The sequence below is a fragment of the Vibrio sp. S12_S33 genome, from assembly GCF_963889785.1.
GTDB classification, from domain to species: domain Bacteria; phylum Pseudomonadota; class Gammaproteobacteria; order Enterobacterales; family Vibrionaceae; genus Vibrio; species Vibrio aestuarianus.
The window spans coordinates 27,051-47,388 of the sequence record NZ_CAWPQZ010000022.1 but is presented as its reverse complement, the minus strand read 5'-3'; the positions used below and the strand labels follow the sequence as shown (position 1 = coordinate 47,388).

Annotated in this window: 14 protein-coding genes and 1 pseudogene; 6 read left to right on the top strand and 9 right to left on the bottom strand. The window is 43.4% G+C overall.

Translation table 11 applies throughout. The features are described from left to right. Positions 1-111 precede the first annotated feature (111 nt). Positions 112-2,289, bottom strand: a complete 2,178-nt coding sequence (malQ, locus tag AACW06_RS11545) for a 4-alpha-glucanotransferase (protein WP_192075158.1) — start codon at positions 2,287-2,289, stop codon at positions 112-114. Between the two features lie 130 nt (positions 2,290-2,419). Continuing rightward, positions 2,420-4,873 carry a glycogen/starch/alpha-glucan phosphorylase gene (locus AACW06_RS11540; RefSeq protein WP_192075157.1) on the bottom strand — a complete coding sequence of 818 codons (2,454 nt, stop codon included), beginning with the start codon at positions 4,871-4,873 and terminating at the stop codon, positions 2,420-2,422. A 578-nt stretch (positions 4,874-5,451) separates the two neighbouring features. On the opposite strand from AACW06_RS11540, the gene malT reads away from it, so the two are divergent. Next, positions 5,452-8,160 (top strand): HTH-type transcriptional regulator MalT, encoded by a 2,709-nt coding sequence (gene malT / locus AACW06_RS11535; protein WP_192075156.1) that lies wholly within the window; start codon positions 5,452-5,454, stop codon positions 8,158-8,160. Between the two features lie 68 nt (positions 8,161-8,228). Here the strand turns inward: malT and AACW06_RS11530 are convergent, their stop codons facing one another. Then, complete coding sequence (locus tag AACW06_RS11530) at positions 8,229-8,585, bottom strand: YibL family ribosome-associated protein (RefSeq protein WP_168524370.1); 357 nt, start codon at positions 8,583-8,585, stop codon at positions 8,229-8,231. Positions 8,586-8,813: 228 nt separating this feature from the next. Between AACW06_RS11530 and AACW06_RS11525 the strand changes: the two genes are divergently transcribed. Further along, entirely contained in the window at positions 8,814-10,475 is a 1,662-nt protein-coding gene (locus AACW06_RS11525; protein ID WP_192075155.1) for a methyl-accepting chemotaxis protein, read from the top strand. Positions 10,476-10,662: 187 nt separating this feature from the next. On the opposite strand, the pseudogene AACW06_RS11520 reads toward AACW06_RS11525, so the two are convergent. Beyond that, a pseudogene (locus AACW06_RS11520) lies at positions 10,663-10,983 on the bottom strand (MFS transporter); the annotation flags it as partial. 858 nt (positions 10,984-11,841) lie between these two features. Here AACW06_RS11520 and AACW06_RS11515 point away from each other — a divergent pair. Together AACW06_RS11515 and AACW06_RS11510 are read left to right on the top strand one after the other, a co-directional pair. Next, on the top strand, positions 11,842-14,925 hold the full coding sequence (locus AACW06_RS11515) for a beta-galactosidase (RefSeq protein ID WP_192075154.1): 3,084 nt from the start codon (positions 11,842-11,844) through the stop codon (positions 14,923-14,925). A gap of 164 nt (positions 14,926-15,089) precedes the next feature. Then, a complete protein-coding gene (locus tag AACW06_RS11510; protein ID WP_192075153.1) occupies positions 15,090-16,091 on the top strand; it encodes a substrate-binding domain-containing protein in 1,002 nt (333 codons plus the stop codon). Between the two features lie 29 nt (positions 16,092-16,120). Here AACW06_RS11510 and AACW06_RS11505 read toward each other — a convergent pair whose 3' ends face one another. Next, positions 16,121-16,705 carry a LysE family translocator gene (locus tag AACW06_RS11505; protein ID WP_192075152.1) on the bottom strand — a complete coding sequence of 195 codons (585 nt, stop codon included), beginning with the start codon at positions 16,703-16,705 and terminating at the stop codon, positions 16,121-16,123. A gap of 106 nt (positions 16,706-16,811) precedes the next feature. Between AACW06_RS11505 and AACW06_RS11500 the strand changes: the two genes are divergently transcribed. After that, entirely contained in the window at positions 16,812-17,255 is a 444-nt protein-coding gene (locus AACW06_RS11500) for an Lrp/AsnC family transcriptional regulator (RefSeq protein WP_053308927.1), read from the top strand. A 6-nt stretch (positions 17,256-17,261) separates the two neighbouring features. Here the strand turns inward: AACW06_RS11500 and AACW06_RS11495 are convergent, their stop codons facing one another. The 4 genes from AACW06_RS11495 to hpf form a co-directional block, all read right to left on the bottom strand. Continuing rightward, positions 17,262-18,260: a 2-hydroxyacid dehydrogenase gene (locus AACW06_RS11495; protein WP_192075151.1), complete on the bottom strand. Its 999-nt coding sequence runs from the start codon at positions 18,258-18,260 to the stop codon at positions 17,262-17,264. A gap of 173 nt (positions 18,261-18,433) precedes the next feature. After that, a complete protein-coding gene (locus tag AACW06_RS11490; protein ID WP_192075150.1) occupies positions 18,434-18,724 on the bottom strand; it encodes a hypothetical protein in 291 nt (96 codons plus the stop codon). A gap of 26 nt (positions 18,725-18,750) precedes the next feature. Further along, a complete protein-coding gene (locus tag AACW06_RS11485; protein ID WP_053308930.1) occupies positions 18,751-18,987 on the bottom strand; it encodes a hypothetical protein in 237 nt (78 codons plus the stop codon). Between the two features lie 243 nt (positions 18,988-19,230). Then, entirely contained in the window at positions 19,231-19,578 is a 348-nt protein-coding gene (gene hpf, locus AACW06_RS11480; RefSeq protein ID WP_053308931.1) for a ribosome hibernation-promoting factor, HPF/YfiA family, read from the bottom strand. Positions 19,579-19,828: 250 nt separating this feature from the next. Between hpf and arfB the strand changes: the two genes are divergently transcribed. Next, positions 19,829-20,242, top strand: a complete 414-nt coding sequence (gene arfB / locus AACW06_RS11475; RefSeq protein ID WP_192075149.1) for an alternative ribosome rescue aminoacyl-tRNA hydrolase ArfB — start codon at positions 19,829-19,831, stop codon at positions 20,240-20,242. Positions 20,243-20,338 lie beyond the last annotated feature (96 nt).

Here is a 20,338-nt window from a genome sequence, read left to right as displayed (position 1 = left end):
GAGTACAGTGTACCGAACTCCATGACTACATTGAGTGACTTACGCTAAAATTCTGTGTGCAATCACAAAGAAACATAACACTAAGCCAATACAATGAGGCTTAGTGAGTCTTTATTTACTCACACTTGCACGAACTTCAGTCAAGCGATTAGCAATACGATTAACATTTTCACGCCCAAAGAGCTCATCAAGGTTCATCGACAATTTACGTCTCCAGTTCGGGTACTCGTTAACAGTACCAGGAATGTTGACCGGTTTATCCATCTCGAGCCAATCTTCTAGCTGAACGCTGAGCAAAGTGGATGAACCAGCGGCAACGTGAAGTTGTAATGCCTCACTCAAATATGAATCCATTGGCACTAGGCTCGCATCAAGGCCAATCCCTTCTGGTAGGTAACCATGCCATGCGACTGAATCTAAGATCCCTTGTTTGCATTTTAAACGGTCATCAAACAGAGCGTTCAATTGTTCTTCATCAGGATAAAGACCAATTTCACGACCCATTTTCAGGTCATCACAGTGCCAGAAACCACGCAAGGTAGGCATATCGTGAGTACATAAGGCCGACATCGATTGAGCCGCGTAATGTTTCGGTGAAATAAAGCCGCCATCTTCAGCCGTTTCAAAGAAAAAGACTTTATAAGAATGAACGCCAGCATCAGCCAAAATATCAACGATTTCATCAGGAACAGTACCTAAATCTTCACCGATAACACTGCATTGATGGCGATGAGATTCTAAAGCCAAAATAGCGAGCATGTCTTTCACTGGGTAGTAGATATACGCCCCTTTGGTTGCATTCTCACCTTTTGGAATCCACCATAAGCGCAGCAAACCAAGTACATGATCAATCCGCAATGCGCCACAGTGCTTCATGTTAGCACGCAGCAGTTTGATGAACGCATCGTAAGCCGTTGCTTCAAGCACTTGTGGGTTTAGTGGTGGTAAGCCCCAGTTTTGTCCTAGCGGGCCTAGAATATCTGGCGGCGCGCCAATGCTAGCATCAAGCACTAGGTTGCCTTCATCGGCCCATGTTTCAGCGCCCGAGTCTGCCACACCAACAGCAAGGTCACGATATAGACCCACTGCCATGCCTTTTTCTTCCGCCAAGGCTTGAGCTTCATTAATTTGGCTGTCAGCAATCCATTGTAAATACATGTACAAATGTACTTGGTCTTGGTTATCTGTAATGAATTTCTGAACCGCGTTATTTTCAAAACGGCGGTATTTCTCAGGGAAGACAGGCCAGCCCCAAACACTAGAATCTTGGCCATGTAATTCAACATGAAGCGCATCAAAAGTCGCTTGGTGAAGTAGACTGTCACCACCTTCTTCAACAAAATTCAGAAACGCTTGAGCGCGATCACTACCTTTATCCAAATGACGCTTTTTGAATTCGGTAAATAGTAATGGCAAAACGCTCATTTTTAGTTCTGCCACTTCAGTGTAATTCACCCAGTGCGCTTCACGAACTTTTTGTAAACGTTGCTGGAAGTCTGCACTGCCCACCTTTTGCTGCGCGTCTGCGCTTAAGGCAAATTCAGGCACGGAGCTTACGTCAATATAGAGGATATTTAACCAGCGACGAGAAGAGGGGCTGTATGGACTTGCACCTTCAGGGTTTGCAGGGAACAGTGAATGAATTGGGTTTAAACCGACAAAATCACCACCACGAGAGGCAATATCTGACACCAACTGTTTCAAGTCACCAAAATCACCAATACCCCAGTTGTGTTGCGTACGCAAAGTATAAAGCTGAACGCTTGGACCCCACATTTTTTTGCCTTGGCTAATTGGATCTTGTTTGTAACACGCTTGAGGTGTCACGATCAAAGTCAGCTCATAAGGTGCTTTACGACGTTTACGCGTCACCAATAATTTGTGATAACCCCATGCCAAATCATTTGGCAATGTGAACACTAGAGGGCCACCCTCGGCACGATCATCACGAACGATTTGTGACTGAAGATAGCCTTCAAGTACCTCTCCTTGCTCGGTTTCTAAGCGCCAGTTAAATTCACTTTCACGTGCGCTAATACCTAAGTACAGTGGAATTTCCACTGCCTCACCCTCGCGAACAACGAGAACTGGGTTTAATACCTCTTTTTTGTGTTTTTTCTCTGCTGATTTCAGCAAGGTTTCATCATTGGTTGTGTCATAGCCTAAAGACGCCAATAAGCGAATAAGGGTTTCATCTTCCACTTTCGCTTCGTCGCCCCACGCGCTCACATAGCTGTCGGCTAATTTCGCCATTTCAGCGACTTGTTTTAATGCGTTTAGTTCTTTCATCGCTCTCTCCGAAGGGACTGCTTTACCCTTCAAAATTGTAGGGGTTTAATAGTAGTATTTTGTAAATGAGTACTTTTATTTGCAAAAGAAGCAAAGAGCCAAGGCACGAATGCCTTGGCTAAGTTAAAAATTAACGCTTAACTGCTTCTAGTTTCCAGATGTTGTTGACGTAATCTCTGATACTGCGGTCTGAGCTGAATTTGCCCACTAATGCGGTATTCAGAATCGCTTTCTTAGCCCAACCAGCTTGATCACGGTACTGCTTATCCATCGCTTCATGCGCTTTTACGTAAGAAGCAAAGTCTGCTAACACTAGGTACGGGTCACCACCATCAAGCAAGCTATCAAAAGTAGCACGCAGCTTACCTGAAGCACCTGGTGTGAATTCTTCACCTAACAGCAGATCAAGTGACGCTTTCAGTAGAGGATCAGCGTTGTAGTAATCGTATGGGTTGTAACCACGCGCTTTCACCGCTTCCACTTCATCGACTTCTAAACCAAAGATGTAGATATTGTCATCGCCCACTTCTTCGCGAATTTCTACGTTCGCCCCATCCATCGTACCGATAGTCAACGCGCCGTTTAGCGCCATTTTCATGTTACCAGTACCAGAAGCTTCTTTACCGGCAGTTGAAATTTGCTCTGATACGTCAGCGGCTGGGATGATGATTTCAGCCATGCTCACGCGGTAATCAGGAATGAAGACCACTTTCAATTTGTTACCAATACGAGGGTCGTTATTCACTTTCTCAGCGATCTTGTTGAGGCCGTAAATGATCTCTTTCGCTAAGTGGTAACCCGGCGCCGCTTTCGCTGCAAAGAAGACCACACGTGGTGCCATATCAAACGTTGGGTCATTGATCAAACGATGATACAGAGACAAGATGTGTAGCATGTTAAGGTGTTGACGCTTGTATTCATGTAGACGTTTGATTTGCACGTCAAAGATTGCATTGGTATCAAGTTCGATATCCATGTTCTCTTTAACCCAATCAGCTAAGCGCTGTTTGTTCTGCTTCTTCACTGCCATAAATTCTTTTTGGAATTTGGCATCATCAGCGTACTGAGCAATCGCTTCAAGTTGATCAAGATGTGCTGGCCAATCTGAACCAATTTTTTCAGTAATCAGTGCCGATAAACCAGGGTTACAGAACTTCAACCAACGGCGTGGTGTAATACCATTTGTCACATTGTGCAGACGAGTTGGGTACAGCTCGTTGAACTCAGGGAACAAATCACGTTTCACCAATTCTGAGTGAAGTGCTGCCACACCATTTACCGCGTAAGAGCCAACCACACAAAGGTTTGCCATGCGAACCATACGGTGGAAACCATCTTGGATGATCGACAGTTTTTGCTGTTTAGCGACATCACCAGGCCATTTAGCACGAACTTCTTGTAGGAAGCGGTGGTTGATCTCGTAAATGATTTCCATATGACGAGGCAACAAGCGTTGAATCAAAGATTCGCTCCACGTTTCCAATGCTTCAGGTAGCAAGGTGTGGTTGGTGTAAGCGAATGTTTTAGAGCAGATCGCCCATGCTTCATCCCAACCCATGCCTTTTTCATCGATCAAGATACGCATCAATTCTGGAATAGCGATCGTCGGGTGCGTATCATTTAACTGAATGGTTTCGTACTTAGGCAGATCGGCAATTGCGTGACCAGCGGCTTCATGACGGCGCAAAATATCACGTACTGACGCTGCACTGTGGAAGTACTGCTGCATCAAACGCAGTGTTTTACCTTTTTCATGGTTGTCATTTGGGTACAAGACTTTGGTGATGTTGCCTGCATCGATTAACGCATGCTGCGCTTCAAAGTAGTTACCATTGTTAAAACTTTCTAGTGAGAAAGGCGCAATTGCACGACATTCCCACAAACGTAGAGGGTAAACCGTATCACTTTCGTAACCCACAATTGGTAGATCCCATGGCATACCTTGTACATACATACCAGGAACCCAGCAACGCTTCTCGATACCGTTTTCATTAACCACTTCAACGTGACCATAAAAACCGATCTCTTGCGCGATATCTGGACGAGCGATCTCCCAAGGGTAACCTTCAACACCACGCCATGCGTCAGGCGCTTCTTGCTGATGACCTTCTTTGAAAGACTGCTTAAACAAACCATATTCATAGTGCAGACCGTAGCCCACAGTTGGGTATTCTTGAGCGGCACACGAATCCATGAAACACGCTGCTAGACGACCTAAACCACCGTTACCCAATGATGGGTCACGCTCTTCTTCAAGAAGATCCGTTAAGTTTTGACCTAGCTCAGTCATTGCTTCTGTAATTTGTTCATACAGACCCATGCTGATCAGGTTGTTACCCGTTAAACGTCCAATCAAGAACTCAAGAGAAAGGTAATTCAAACTTTTCGCGTTGACGATTCGCTCATCTTGCTCAGTTTCAAGTAAGTCAAACGTTGTTAATTCTGCGAGTGCACGACCCATCGCCAAGTACCAAGTACGGCTACTGGCATGCTCAATGCTGGTTGCATAAGTTGCAGTAAGGTGTTTTACCACGTTCTTTTGGAAAGAAGCTTTATCGAATTTTTTTTGTTGCGTAGGTTTCATCAGGGAAATCTCACTTATCCGTTTTAATCCATCTGTGCCATATCGTGCATCACCATCAAAAGCTCGGCATCCTCCTACTCACAGGCACATTTAGGAGGAGGAGTCAGGGCGTAGAGGGGGGAGCACAATCGTGTCGGTGATCCATCTCTCATTAGTTGAGATATCCTTCGAATAACGAGTGATTCTGATCACATCACTTAACCAATATCTTTAACTTCATTGCTAAAAACTAAAATTTCTTGCGGTATAAACAATTACTCATAATGAGAGGGATATCCCAAAAAAAATGACTCGACCTCACTAATTACATTGAGTGATGTACATACCAACTTTCTGTTTAGCACATAATTGAGAAGATTTGGTGACACAGAGCACAAAACTAGGGCGTAGATGGGTGGTTAGTGTGAATCCAACAGAAATCTCGTTATGGATCAATAAACACGCCACTCAACATCAAGTACTATCCATATAAAATGTTTAACAGTACGACTTTTTACTAAACACAAAATGATAAATTACGTAATAAAGTGCGTAATTGTGCTTTTGATAAAGTAACCATTACCAATGGGATATGGAAGATGTGGATTCCTTCGAAACTGACTCGCCCTGGGCGCTTACACAACGCCATCGTTCGCCCAAGAGTACTCGAACTGCTGGCCCAAGCGCCTTGCTACAAACTGGTTCTATTTCGTTCACCTGCGGGGTACGGCAAAACCACTATGGCTGCACAATGGCTCTCTGATAAACCTAACGTTGGCTGGTATAGCATTGATGAAAGCGATAACGATGCTTTTCGCTTTATGAACTACCTGTTGCAGGCGATTAATAAAGCAACACATCACAGTTGCCCCAATGCACAGAAGTTAGCAGAGCGACGTCAGTTTTCGTCACTTCATTCACTATTTAGTGAAGTCTTTGCCGAAATGTCAGCTTTTAATAAAGAGTGTTATGTGGTGCTCGATGATTACCACTTAATCTCTGATGATGAAATTCATGAAGCAATGCGTTTTTTCCTAAAACACATGCCTGACAACCTCACCCTGGTGGTCACGAGCCGCGCAACCCCACCTTTAGGGACAGCAAACCTGCGGGTTCGCGACTTGATGATCGAAATAGGTAATAGACTGCTTGCTTTTGATACCGAAGAAACCACACGCTTTTTCAATCAACGCGTCGTCGATGGCGTCGATAACGACACCGCAAATAATCTTCGAACTTATGTCGAAGGCTGGCCATCCGCTTTGCAATTGATTGCCTTGCAAGCTCAGCATCAAAAACGAACATTGGCTCAAACGGCTGAATCTGTCTCGCAATTTAATCACGCACATCTTTGGGATTACTTAGTTGAGGAAGTGTTTGATCTGCTTGATAAAGAAACACGTCAATTTTTGATGCAGTGTTCAGTACTGGATCATTTTAATGATGTCTTAGTAACCGCGCTTACCAAGCGTGACGATGCATTGAGTATGATTGAGTCCTTAAACCGCTATGGTCTCTTTATTTACCCATTGGAAGGGGAACATAACTGGTATCGCTTCCATAATTTATTCGCAGAATTTCTCGCTCATGAGCGCCTAGCGCGTATTCCACAGCAAGAACAGGAACTGCATCGCGCAGCAGCACACGCTTGGCTAGCCGAATCAACTCCACATCAAGCACTGAGGCATGCACGTTTAGCCAATGATGCAGACCTCTTAGCCGCTATTTTGACACAATACGGTTGGAAAATGTTCAACCAAGGTGAGCTCGCAACTTTGGAAGAGGCGATTAATCAGCTCTCACCCACTCAACTCTACAGCGAACCGAAACTGTGTATGTTGCAAGCTTGGCTCGCCCAAAGCCAACATCGCTACAACGATGTGGGGGATCTGCTGGCCAAAGCAGACAAAGAGATGAACGCACTCAATGTTAAACTCACCACCAAAGAACAAGGTGAATTTAATGCCCTGCGTGCACAAGTCGCCATTAACCAAAATGAACCAGAAAAAGCATTAGAACTTGCAGAACTGTCATTAAGCCAATTGGACCATACCGTTTATAGAAGCCGCATTGTGGCTACATCAGTAGTTGGTGAAGTGAATCATGTCTTGGGTCAACTCAGCCGTGCTTTGTCAATGATGCAACAGACAGAAAAGCTCGGTCGCCAATATCAAGTATTCCACCAAGTTCTTTGGGCTTTATTGCAACAAAGCGAAATTTTGATAGCTCAAGGTTATGTTCAAGCAGCCTTTGAAGTGCAAGATGTAGCCTTTAAGCTAATAGAAGAGCAACAACTTCAGCAAGTTCCACTGCATGAATTCTTGCTGCGCGTACGAGCACAAATATTATGGTGTTGGAATCGATTAGATGAAGCTGAAGAGTGCGCTTATAAAGGTCTACGAGTCCTTGGCAATCATTCACCAAGTAAGCACTTACATAGCAATTCAATGCTCGCGCGCATTGCCATTGGACGCGGTGAACTCGATAAAGCAGGGAAGTTTATCGAGCAGATCCAGCATCTCCTCAAACAGTCGACCTACCACGTTGACTGGACAGCCAACGCATCCTTGTCTCTAATTCTATTCTGGCAAGCTCGTGGGGATAATGAAGCCATGCAGCAATGGCTAGATACCACTATTCGACCAGAGAAAGCCTGCAACCACTTCTCACAATTGCAATGGCGCAACATTGCTCGCTGTCAGATCCACCTAGGTCTGCTCGATGAAGCTGCTCAAACGATCGCCTTCTTACAAAGTGAAGCGACGACTTACCAGCTTATCACCGATACGAATCGGAACTTAATCGTTGAAACCGTCCTTGCCACCACATTACATGATGATGAATTAGCCAAAGAACGGTTAAAAGAAGCGCTTAAGTTAACCAACCAAACCGGTATGATCGGCAACTTTTTGATTGATGGCGCAAAGATTGGCCACTTACTAGAGAAACTCGCTTCTCGCTCAGAACTAGGGGACTTAGAACGTCATCGAGCACAGCAGTTAATAAAAGAAATCTCGACTACACAACGCAGTCGTTCTGTGCATTTTGACGAAGAGTTCGTTGAAAAATTAGTCAGCCACCCTAACATCCCTGAGTTAGTTCGTACCAGTCCACTTACCCAACGCGAATGGCAAGTTCTCGGGCTTATTTACTCTGGTTTTAGTAATGAACAAATCGCACAGGAGCTCGATGTTGCGGGAACGACCATCAAAACGCATATTCGCAACTTGTACCAAAAACTCAATATTGCCAACCGTAAAGAAGCTATCAGCACTGCGGAAAACCTTCTGCAATTAATGGGTTACTAGATCAAAAAGAGCCAGTAAAGACTGGCTCTTTTTCTATTGATACACTACCCGAATGAAAAAATTCGACCTTAAAAAGGCTTAGGCGCAAAACCCGTCATCACTTCAATACGTAATTCTTTACCCATTTTTGTCAATGGATGAACCACAATCAAACCCTTAACTGATTTTTTCAATTTACCTAAATCTGCTTGTTCTGCTTTGGTAATTTCGCGAGAGAACGGCATATCAAGCAAGCTCTTACGTTCTTTGTTCATTGTGTAGTTGTCTTTGTGTTTCACTTGAGCCACCTTCTTCGTCAACTGCTCAACTTCATCGGTAAATTTACTGATCATTGCCTGGTCACCACGAGCTTTAGCCGCTTCAAGTTTATGACGGCAAGTGTCTAAACGGTTGTTTAGTTGTTGGATTTCATTTTTCATGCTCATGGCTATTTGGCTCTTGGAAGGTAAAACGGGGCAAGAGTATATCATAAGGAAATGTAACTCCATACACGAGATTCATTGTTCAAAAAAAACAATGGATAACACCTCTCTTTCTGAGGTTCTTTGTCGGCAAAGGCACAAAACTTAAACTATTCTATAATTTACAAAAACAACAATATAAACGTTAGTGGTAGTACTAAATACAACCTTATTTATCACAGGAAGTGCCCCATGAGCCTTACGATTCGCCAACGACTCTACGTGCTGTCTATTGTTCCACTGCTCATTATCTCATTGAGTATGATGTACCTTAGCTTTTCCGAAACTCAAAAGCTAAATAACGAGCAGATAACCGAAACGCGCAGCAGCATGATGGATATGAAACGCGCAGAACTAAAATCTTATCTACAAATTGCTGAAACAGCTCTGTCTCCATTAACGCAACGCAACGCCTCTCTTGAAGAAGCGCTGCTTGTTTTACGAGAAATATCTTTTGGTGGCAATGGTTATCTTTTTGGTTACAACCCAAAAGGTGATCGGCTACTGCTGGGTAAAAGTGACAAGGGAATTGGTGAAAACTTTTGGAATCTTCAAGATGCTCAAGGTAATTACTTTGTACGAGATGTCATTCAAAATTCCAAAAAAGATGCTTTCACCACCTATTATTTTCCCAAACCTGGTGAATCAACACCTTTACCTAAATTGAGCTATTCCGTTTATTTATCTCAGTGGGGTTTAATCATCGGTACAGGTTTCTACACCGATGATGTTGATGCAGTGATGGATGAAATGGCCGCCCGATCCTCTGAACAGCTCGATAAAAGTTTGCTCACCATTGCGACATTCAGCCTATTTATTGTCGCGGTTGTTGGTATATTCGCGGTTATTTTGAATCGCAGCATAATGCGACCTTTGGAGCTATTTGATGCTTCTATTCGCTCATTTGCCAGTGGCGACGCTGATTTAACAGCAAGAATGGAAAAATTCAACGCACCGGAATTTGCTAAACTCAGTGATAATTTCAATGCGTTTGTAACTAGCTTGCAAGACATTATTAAACGCGTCAATCAAGTCGGTCAGCAGGTCGTCGATGAAACCGACAATATGACCAAACGCGCTACACAGGTTGATACTATCGCCGCAGGTCAGCGCCAAGAGACTGAGCAAGTTGCCACTGCAATGACAGAAATGACCACAACTGCAACAGAGATTTCAAGTAATGCAAGTCAAGCGGCGCAATCAGCAAAAGATGCCGATGACAATGCATTAGATGCTCATCGAATTGTTGAGTCGGCCGCACATTCAGTTCAGGCATTAGCCGAAGAGGTTGCCGAGGCCAGTAGCGTTATTTCGAAACTCGAAGGCGATGTGAAAAACATTTCCTCTTCACTTACTGTAATCCAAGATATTGCGGAACAAACCAATTTATTAGCACTCAATGCTGCAATAGAGGCGGCTCGTGCAGGTGAACAAGGGCGCGGTTTTGCAGTAGTTGCCGATGAAGTACGTAAATTAGCCAGCCGAACTCAAGAAAGTACTGGTGACATCCATCAAATGATCGAGCAATTGAAAAAGGCATCGGATGCCGCCGTAAAAGCAATGGATTCCAGCCAAAGCCGCAGCGTAACGACGGTGCAAGAAGCCAATGCTGCTTCAGATGCCCTGAAAAAAATCCAAGATTCAATTGGCACAATCATGGACATGAACTCGTTGATTGCAACAGCAACGGAAGAACAGTGTATTGTAGGGCAAGAAATTTCTGAGCGTATTGTGGTCATTTCCGATCAAAGTAGTCAATCAGCTGATTTAGCTAACGAAAACCGTCACGGTAGCCAAACACTAAATGGGCGAGCTCATGAGCTCTATAATTTGTTGGTTCGCTTTAAAGTTTAATCACACTTTACACTGTAAACCCCCGATGTTAGTACAAGCATCGGGGGTTTTTATTTGCAGTTCTATAAACGATAGCTGTATCGCTTACACAATAGAGGAAACATTCTTACGCTGATGCAGCAACGTGTTCAGATTGCGCTTCAATTTCCTTTTCTTCTTCCTGGCTAAAACCTCATGAAGTCGGTAGTAACGTTGATAAACAAAACCGCTGAGTACTGAAAAGGCCAACTAACACAACAGCATTTAAAAGTGTGCCAATCACAATCCATGGACGGAATTTGCCGAACTTAGAGCGTGTATTGTCCACAATCACGCCCATCATAGGATCGGTAATAGCATCAACAATACGCGCAGCTAAAAAAATAGTACCAACGAACGCAGCAGATAGACCAGCCACATCGGTAAAGTAAAACATTAAAAAAATATAGATTGGTGCACAGTCAAAATCTTTGCCCAAAGCACCAAGGCCATACGATAACTTCGTTTGTAAAATAATTTTATCAGACATAATTTTTCAAACTTGTGCAATCTCCCCCCCAAGCCTTATTTCTTCTTATATTGCGCAGCGATCAGCTCAAAAACCCTCAGATTATTTGGTTACTGAGTTCTTTAAAGCACTGCACGTGAATTCGAATACCAAACTGATCTATAAAGAATTTTTCACGATTTAATTCATTACCTTATAACAACAAAATCATAAATAAGGTTACAGACCGCTCAGTTGAACTCCTCACCTTTTGAAGTGGTTAACCGACAATCGTATTCTTGTGGCTTCGAAATTCTTTATGAAGTGTCTATCTTGGGTCCTAACTCAAAATCCCAGTTTGACGATACAACAAATGCTCGTGTGCAGTACGTCCGCGCACAACTTGTTGTATATTCTTCCTTGTCTCATATGCCCAGTTGTTTTCAATTGGGCTCTCTTCCCTCTTCTTAGTAACAACCCCCTCAACCAGAAAAAAGATAATTCAAATCAGCAACTTAAATAACATCAACAATAATTCTCCACCTCAAACACCACCCAACCTAAGTAAACGTTTCCAAACCATGCCATTAGAAATCAATCTAAAACCGCACTTAACACTTCAATTTAAGAGATAAAAATCACACAAAATAGTAATAAACCCCTAATTACGACAAAAACACCAACCTCATCATGAAAACGTTTCCATTATTTATTTACACTACGCAGCGTAGTTAGGACTCAAACCAATAAAAAAGAATGGAGACACTTCATGAAACAAAAGATTATCTCGTGAAACAATTAGCGAAATAACGCTTCACAACAAAACCAAAGACACCCTTGCTACGGACTCAAATTCCGTAGCGAAACAAGATAAGAAATAAAAAGTTAAGTAGGAATACCATGAAAGCATTTTCAGACATTATCCAACGAAGAGACTGGGAGAACCCTCAGTCGGTTAATATTCACTGCCTTAAAGCGCACAGTCCACTGGCGAGCTACCGTGATATTGATCATGCGCGTCAATCCTGCAATGCTCAGCGTCACTCGCTCAATGGTCAATGGAAGTTCAAACTGTTTAATGCCCCAGAACAGGTCGACGGTGATTTCATTAAAGCCAACTTTGATGATGACGCATGGGATGAGATCACCGTGCCATCGAACTGGCAACTTCAAGGGTACGACAAACCAATTTACACTAACATCAAATACCCGTTTGAAGTCAACCCACCTTATGTGCCCGCAGATAATCCAACCGGATGCTACCGTACTCGCCTGACTCTGAGCGAAGCGTCTCTCAACGAGACTCAGCGCATTATCTTCGACGGTGTGAACTCTGCCTTTTATTTATGGTGTAACGGTCAATGGGTGGGTTATAGCCAAGACAGCCGACTCCCCGCTGAATTTGACTTATCACCCTATCTCCATATCGGTGACAACAGCTTAGCGGTAATGGTAATTCGCTGGTGCGATGGTAGTTATTTGGAAGACCAAGATATGTGGTGGCTAAGTGGTATCTTCCGCGACGTGACTTTGCTGTCTAAACCACAACACTGCATTGAAGATGTGTTCATCACGCCAGATTTAGACGCGTGTTACCGCGATGGTTCCCTGTCGGTTGTGACTTCTATTTCTGCGCCTGACACCTATCAAGTCCAAGTGCAGCTGTTTGACGGTAAACAAGCCGTGACAGAGCCTCGCATCGATCGTCCACACAACCGGCGCATTGACGAACGTGGCACCAGGGATGACGTGGTATTCCAAACGTTGCACGTACGCAAGCCAAAGAAGTGGACGGCGGAAACACCGAACCTCTATCGCTTAGTCGTCTCACTGTTGGATGAAAACGGCACGCACTTAGAAAGCGAAGCGTATCCAGTGGGCTTCCGTAAAGTCGAAATTACCGATAGCCAATTGAAGCTAAACGGCAAGCCTTTGCTGATCCGCGGCGTCAATCGCCATGAACATCACCCAGAGCTTGGTCATGTGATGACGGAAGAAGACATGATCCGTGACATCTGCTTAATGAAGCAATACAACTTCAACGCTGTACGTACGGCGCACTACCCGAACCACCCTCGTTGGTACGAACTGTGTGACCAATACGGCTTATACGTATGCGATGAGGCAAACATCGAAACTCATGGCATGCAGCCAATGAACCGCCTATCGAGCGATCCGCAGTGGGCACACGCTTACATGAGCCGTTACACGCAAATGGTGATACGTGATAAGAACCACCCTTCGATCATCATCTGGTCTTTAGGTAACGAGTCTGGTCACGGCAGCAACCATAATGCGATGTACGCTTGGTCTAAAAACTACGATCCTTCTCGCCCAGTGCAGTACGAAGGTGGCGGTTCAAACACGACAGCAACAGACATCATTGCGCCAATGTACGCGCGTGTGAATACGGTCATAGAAGACGAAGCCGTGCCTAAATGGGCGATCAAGAAATGGGTGTCGTTACCAAACGAAACTCGCCCTTTGATTTTGTGTGAATACGCTCACGCAATGGGCAACAGTCTAGGTAGCTTTAATGACTACTGGGATGCGTTCCGCGATTACCCTCGTCTACAAGGCGGCTTTATTTGGGATTGGGTGGATCAAGGCTTGAGCCAATGGGACGAAAACAGCCAACACTTCTGGGCTTACGGTGGTGACTTTGGTGATGAAATCAATGACCGTCAGTTCTGCATCAACGGTTTGATCTTCCCAGATCGCACTCCACACCCAACACTAGAAGAAGCCAAATTCTGTCAACGGATGATCACCGTTGTGCTCAATAAACAACATGAGCAGCACTGCCACTTAACCATCACTAACGAGAACTTGTTCCGTGCTACCGATAACGAACAGCTAAACTGGTCTCTGTTAGAAAATGGTGTGGCTATTCAAACCGGTCAGTTAGCGCTCACTATTGAGGCTGACAGCCAGCAGCACATAATAATTGAATGGAATTTCCAGCCAAAAGTCGGTGCACTCTATCATCTCAATACGGATGTTTGTTTAGTGAATCCAACCGCTTGGGCGCCAGCGGGTCATACTATCGCTACCGAGCAGTTTGCATTAATCAATACTTGTACTTTATCACTGCCTGAGGTGAATCTTCAACCAGCGCCAGAACTCAGCGAACAAGGCTCTCAGATTTTGGTAAACAGTCGTGATGCAAAACATCAATGGCAATGGGATACACAGACCGGCTTACTCACTGATTGGCGAGTAGATGGACAGCCGCAAATACTGCGATCGCCCAAAGATAACTTTTTCCGCGCACCATTAGATAATGATATTGGCGTTAGCGAAGTGGACAACATAGACCCAAATGCTTGGGTATGTCGTTGGCAACTAGCGGGCATTGACCAATGGCAGCGTGAGTGTATCAGTTGCGTCAGTGAAACACTAAACCAAGCCATTCAAGTCACCTCAACCTTTGCTTATCGCTATAATGAGGCCATTCAAGCGCTAACCGTTTGGACTTACACACTCGATAACCAAGGCTGCATGAGTTTGGATGTCAGCGTAAAATTGGCAGACCATCTTCCTCCGATGCCACGTATCGGTTTAGAGTTGGAATTACCATTGGCGGAGGAAGTCACTTGGCTAGGTTTAGGCCCATTCGAGAACTACCCTGACCGCTTGTCGGCCGCCCGCTTTGGCTTACATACTCAACCCCTAGAGTCGATGCATACATCCTATATTTTTCCAACCGATAATGGCCTACGCAGCGGCACAAAATGGCTAGCTGTCGGCGACCTGACGTTCATGGGCGATTTGGCATTTAGTGTTAGCCAATATAGCTTGGAGCAATTAACGCAGGCCAAACACACCAATGAATTGGAAGCAGAAGATAAAGTGTATGTCCGCATTGATCACCAACATATGGGGGTTGGTGGCGATGACTCTTGGAGCCCAAGTGTTCATAAAGAGTTTCAGCTACTAGAGAAAACGTACCGATATACAGTCACGTTAAAACCTCACGCCTAGCGCTTACCCTATCGCTTCTGTTAACTTAGCCCTCAATCATGTTGAGGGCTTTTTTATCAAATGGTTAAATAAAACCTGCAACAATCGAGTTAAACGATCTTTAGCATTTGTGTTATTCACTCATCCACTGTCTAATTAACCACAATTAGAAGAAAAGAGGCACTATGGCGACCATTAAAGACGTTGCAAAAGAAGCAGGCGTATCCATTGCAACTACTTCACGCGTACTCAACAACGCTCCACATACCAGTGAATCAGCCATTATCGCGGTCAAAGCGGCAATGGAGAAGCTAGGCTATCGCCCTAACGCCAATGCACGCGCTTTAGTTAGTAAATCCTCTAATGCAATAGGCGTTTTGGTGAATGATGTCTCTGCTCCTTTCTTTGGCACCATGGTCAAAGCAATTGACACAATAGCAAGTGAGCAAGGTAAACAGTTATTAATTGGCAGTGGTTACCATGATGCCCTCAAAGAGCGCAACGCCATTAACTTACTCATTAACAGCCGTTGTGAATCGTTAGTCGTGCACAGCAAAGGCATGAGCGACGAAGAACTGACTAAGTTAGCTCAAGAAATTCCCGGCATGGTATTAATCAACCGAATCGTACCGGAAATAGCTTCCCGTTGTATCGCGCTCGACAACCACAAAGGCTCTTACATGGCGACAGAGTATTTGATTCGAAATGGCCATAAACATATCGCATACATTTGCTCAAGCCACGATATTGAAGATGCGCACGACCGCAAAACTGGCTATTTAGATGCCTTGCGTGACAATGGCATTGAACCCATTGAAGAGTACATCGAATACGGTGAACCCGATGAGCTTGGTGGAGAGCAAGCGATGGTTAACCTAATGGCCAAGAATACACCGATTACCGCGATCGCCACCTACAATGACTACATGGCTGCTGGTTGCCTCACCTTATTACAAGAAAATGGTGTCCGTATTCCCGAGAACATGTCGGTAATTGGGTTCGACGATGGGCATATCGCTCGCTATATCTACCCTCGCCTCACTACGATTCGCTACCCGATTCAAGTGATGGCTAATCAAGCGGTAAAACTCTCACTGCAACTGGCAAGCCACGAAAATGCAGAATATCATGAGCACAAATTGTTTATGCCAATTTTGGTGAGACGTTCCTCTGTGAGTAGCATTTAACCTGACAGATATTGATTAATAGTAACGCTCTATAACATAGATACTACGGAAAACAGCAGTAAAGCCCCCATAGCACCATTAAACCAACGTACATAGCTTGGATGATTCATCCAATAACTCAGTTGTTTGCCGGCGGCTGCCCATACACTGACCGATGGAATGTTTACCAGTGCAAACACCAGTGAAATAAGTAACAACTGCGCCCAACTAGCACTCTGGTTATAAACACTCACAGCGGTTAATGCCATCGACCACCCTTTAGGATTAACCCATTGAAACAGTACTGCGGCTACAAATGACATCGGCTGATAGTGCTCAGCATTTTGTGCAGAGTTACTTAAAGCAATTTTTATGGCCAAATAAACTAAATATGCCATGCAAGTGATTTGCAAGCCTTGTTGTAACAGTGAATAGCGTTGGAACAACTCTGTTAGCCCAACACCAACTAACAACAACATGAGGCTAAAACCAAAGGTTATACCCAACATATGAGGAATGGTACGTACAAAACCGACATTGGCTCCTGATGTCATGAGCATAATGTTGTTCGGCCCCGGTGAAAATGTTGAGACAAAGGCAAACCCAATCAATGGCCCCCACTGTGTGTAATCCATTTTTTTCTCTCTATTGATAAACGATAAGAAAATAATAATGGTATCAACTAGCAATATTGTGCTTATATTTGTTTTAAACAATAAAAATGGACAATAAAAAATACCCATGGACCGATTTGACGAAAGAATATTGCAAGAACTAAAAATTGATGGCCGAGTATCTAATGTTGAACTAGCCGAGCGAGTAGGGTTATCTCCCTCAGCAACTCTGCGACGAGTTCAAGATCTAGAACGGAAAAAGGTAATTAAAAGCTATCGTGCGATATTGGATAAAACACAGCTTGATGTCGGTTTTGTAGCTTACGTAGCGATTGGTTTAAACAGTCACACGAAAAAAGCACAACTTAGTTTCGAAGAACATGTACGTTTTGCGAAAGAAGTGGTGGAATGCCACAACATCACGGGAATGAACGAATACCTTCTCCGCGTTGAAACAAAAGATCTCGGTGCTTATAAACGCTTTCACGCAGACGTACTTGGTGAGTGTTTAACGGTAAAATCCATCAGCACGATGGTGGTGATGGATTCTCCGAAAGATGAAAGGCAATGACGTTTATCAAGTAAAATCTAAGAAGTTTGGATTGCTTTTTTGTTGTGCAAAGCTATCTATATTGGACAGTGTGGTTTCGGCAATGCTCTGCAGTGCATCGGTAGTCAAGAAAGCTTGGTGACCGGTAAAAATAACATTATGACACGCAGACAAACGTCTAAACACATCATCAACAATCACATCATTTGATTTATCTTGGAAGAATAGTTCCTTCTCGCTCTCATAAACGTCTAAACCAAGCGCACCAATACGCCCTTGCTTAAGCGCTTCAATAGCGGCAACTGAATCTAACAACTCACCACGACTGGTGTTGATGATCATCACCCCATCTTTCATTTTCCCAAAGGAAGCCGCATCCAAAAGATGGTAATTCTCTTTAGTCATTGGACAATGTAAGGAGATGACATCAGATTGACGAATAAGCGTCTCTAATTCACAGTAAGTGGCTCCAAGCTCTTTTGCTACTTCGCTTGGATAAGGGTCAGAACACAACACGTTCATACCAAGCCCTCTCAAAATCCGAATCGTTGCCAGACCTATTTTCCCAGTACCGATGATACCGGCGGTACGACCATGAAAGTTAAAACCAACCAAACCTTCCAGTGAGAAATTCGCTTCGCGGGTGCGCTGATACGCTTTATGGAAACGGCGGTTTAATGTCATCATTAATCCCACCGTGTGTTCAGCAATCGATTCTGGTGAGTAAGCCGGTACACGAGCCACAGTAATATCGAACTCTTTTGCTGCATCCAAATCGACATTATTAAACCCTGCGCAACGCATAGCGATCATCTTAACACCACGCACTGCAAGTTGTTCTAGAACCGTACGTGATAAATCATCATTAACGAACGCACACACCACTTCACAACCTTTGGCCATTTTGGCTGTTTTTTCAGTGAGTAAAAAGTCGTAAAAGTGATAATTGACCTGGTGGTTATTTTTAGCTTGTTCGAATGCAGCTTGGTCATAAGACTTCGTGCTAAAAAAGGCAATGTTGATCATTATTGTTCCTCATTGAGTGAGCTTTGTATTCTTTTACTTTCTCTAACAATTAGCATATCACTGATTGAAGCAATGATTGATAGTGATTTGCTCCGCAAAACGCTCTTTTAGACAAAATAAGTATCGAACCAATGAGAAAGATTGAAAATAAGTAGCTGTGAAATGCAAACTAGTTAACGTACAGCAAATCGACGACGCACCTCCTTGTAGCTTTCAATCACCAAAGTGATAAAGGCACTCGATGGGTGTGCATTGTTGTACTCTTCTAAAGCATAAAGATAATTTGAACGAAACTTTTCAACAGCCTCTTCTGCTGTACTCGCGTAAATAACATCATCTTCAACTTCAAAATCTAATTGTAATAGTTGCGCTTTTTCATCCGAGAATGTATCGCTACTCATATCGAGATAAGTAAATTCTTTACGTTCAGAGCCTGGTTTGCAAAAAAACTGAAATTTGGTCATCAAATAATATCCTTGTAGTTATCGTATCATTGAAATTCTTCACCGTGATTTTCGAGTACTTTATGCCCACACTTATCACAAACAACATATCGGTCAATAAGTTCTAATGATGCCAATGCTGGGCTTGCAGTTCCCGAAAAGAACCCTTCTAAAAATGCTTTAAACTGCTCCTTTCTACTTTTTCCATACTTCGAAGGCTTCTGTTTAATGATCTCTTTGTGTGGTGTTGCTTCACCACATTTTTCACAAAATCGAATATCCATACAACCAACCTTAAAACAAATAAACGATGTGTAAGATATCGATTTTATTGGCACGATGAATGTGATCTATAACCGAGGTTCAAACTTATGATATGGAAATATTGATTGCATTAAAGTTAAAGCAATAATCGGTCGAACAACCTATTGGTTTACGCATTCTGCGACATCCTAGGTATTGAGTATAAAAAAAGCCAGCACGATGCGGCTGGCTTCAAGAATCTGTTTGATGATATGAAAATAAGATTACTCTTCTGAGATAAGGTCAGTATCTATCTCAGGTCTCATACCCGTTGGTTTAGCATGAATATCGGCTCTCAATTGCCCTTTGCGATTGCTTAAACCAGCTTCAAGTTTCTTCAACGCCGCAGCAATCGCCGGATACATAACGTCGTTTGTCGATTTAGCTGAAACGCGCACGCCCTCATAATTGGTGAAGATTTCTACCTCATGCTGCCCGTGTTCTTTGGTGATAATAATGTCGCAGCTGATCAATTGAGGAAAGTGAGATGAAATTTTCTCAAATTTACTTTCAATTTCTTTACGTGAGTCTTCATTAATTGATACATGATGTGTTTGAACGTTTACTTTCATATAATTATACCTTTCCAATCACTACGTCTTCTTAACCTATCAAACTCTATCCATTTTGACCAACTATAGATTCTCACATGTGTGATTAAGCTCTGTGTTATCAAATAATATTGTCTCGCCCCCTTGAATACGTCTAGCGCAAAAATAAACTCGCAGTGGTCTTGCGAGATCGATTCATTCATAGGTGAGATGGTAAACCACTAGCAACTCCATTAGAATGACGACTGAAATCACTTCTTACTCTGGATTTATGCTAAAGATATCTAACACCGTCGAACTCGCTAGTTGGGAAATTGAACTTTCAGCAATTCGCGCCATGGGTAGCGGCGGGCAGAATGTTAATAAGGTTTCTAGTGCAATACATTTACGATTTGATATTCATCGCTCAACCCTGCCCGATCTTTACAAGCAAAAACTACTCGCCTTATCTGACTCAAGAATTACCAAAGAAGGTGTCATCGTTATCAAAGCTCAGTCTTATCGAACCCAAGAGCAAAACAGAGAAGATGCACTCAACCGCCTCAAAGAACTGATTCTTTCAGCAATGGTGGTCGTAAAGAAACGCACCGCAACAAAACCGACTAAAGGTTCTCAACATCGACGGATTGAGGCGAAGAAAAGAAATGGCGCAAATAAGTCTTTGCGCGGTAAAATCGACTTTTAAAAGAGTCACAGAAGATCAATTAACTATACCTCTCTTAACAACTTGCTATTGATGACCTTGAGTGACATTCGAAAAACAGCGAACACCGTCTATTTA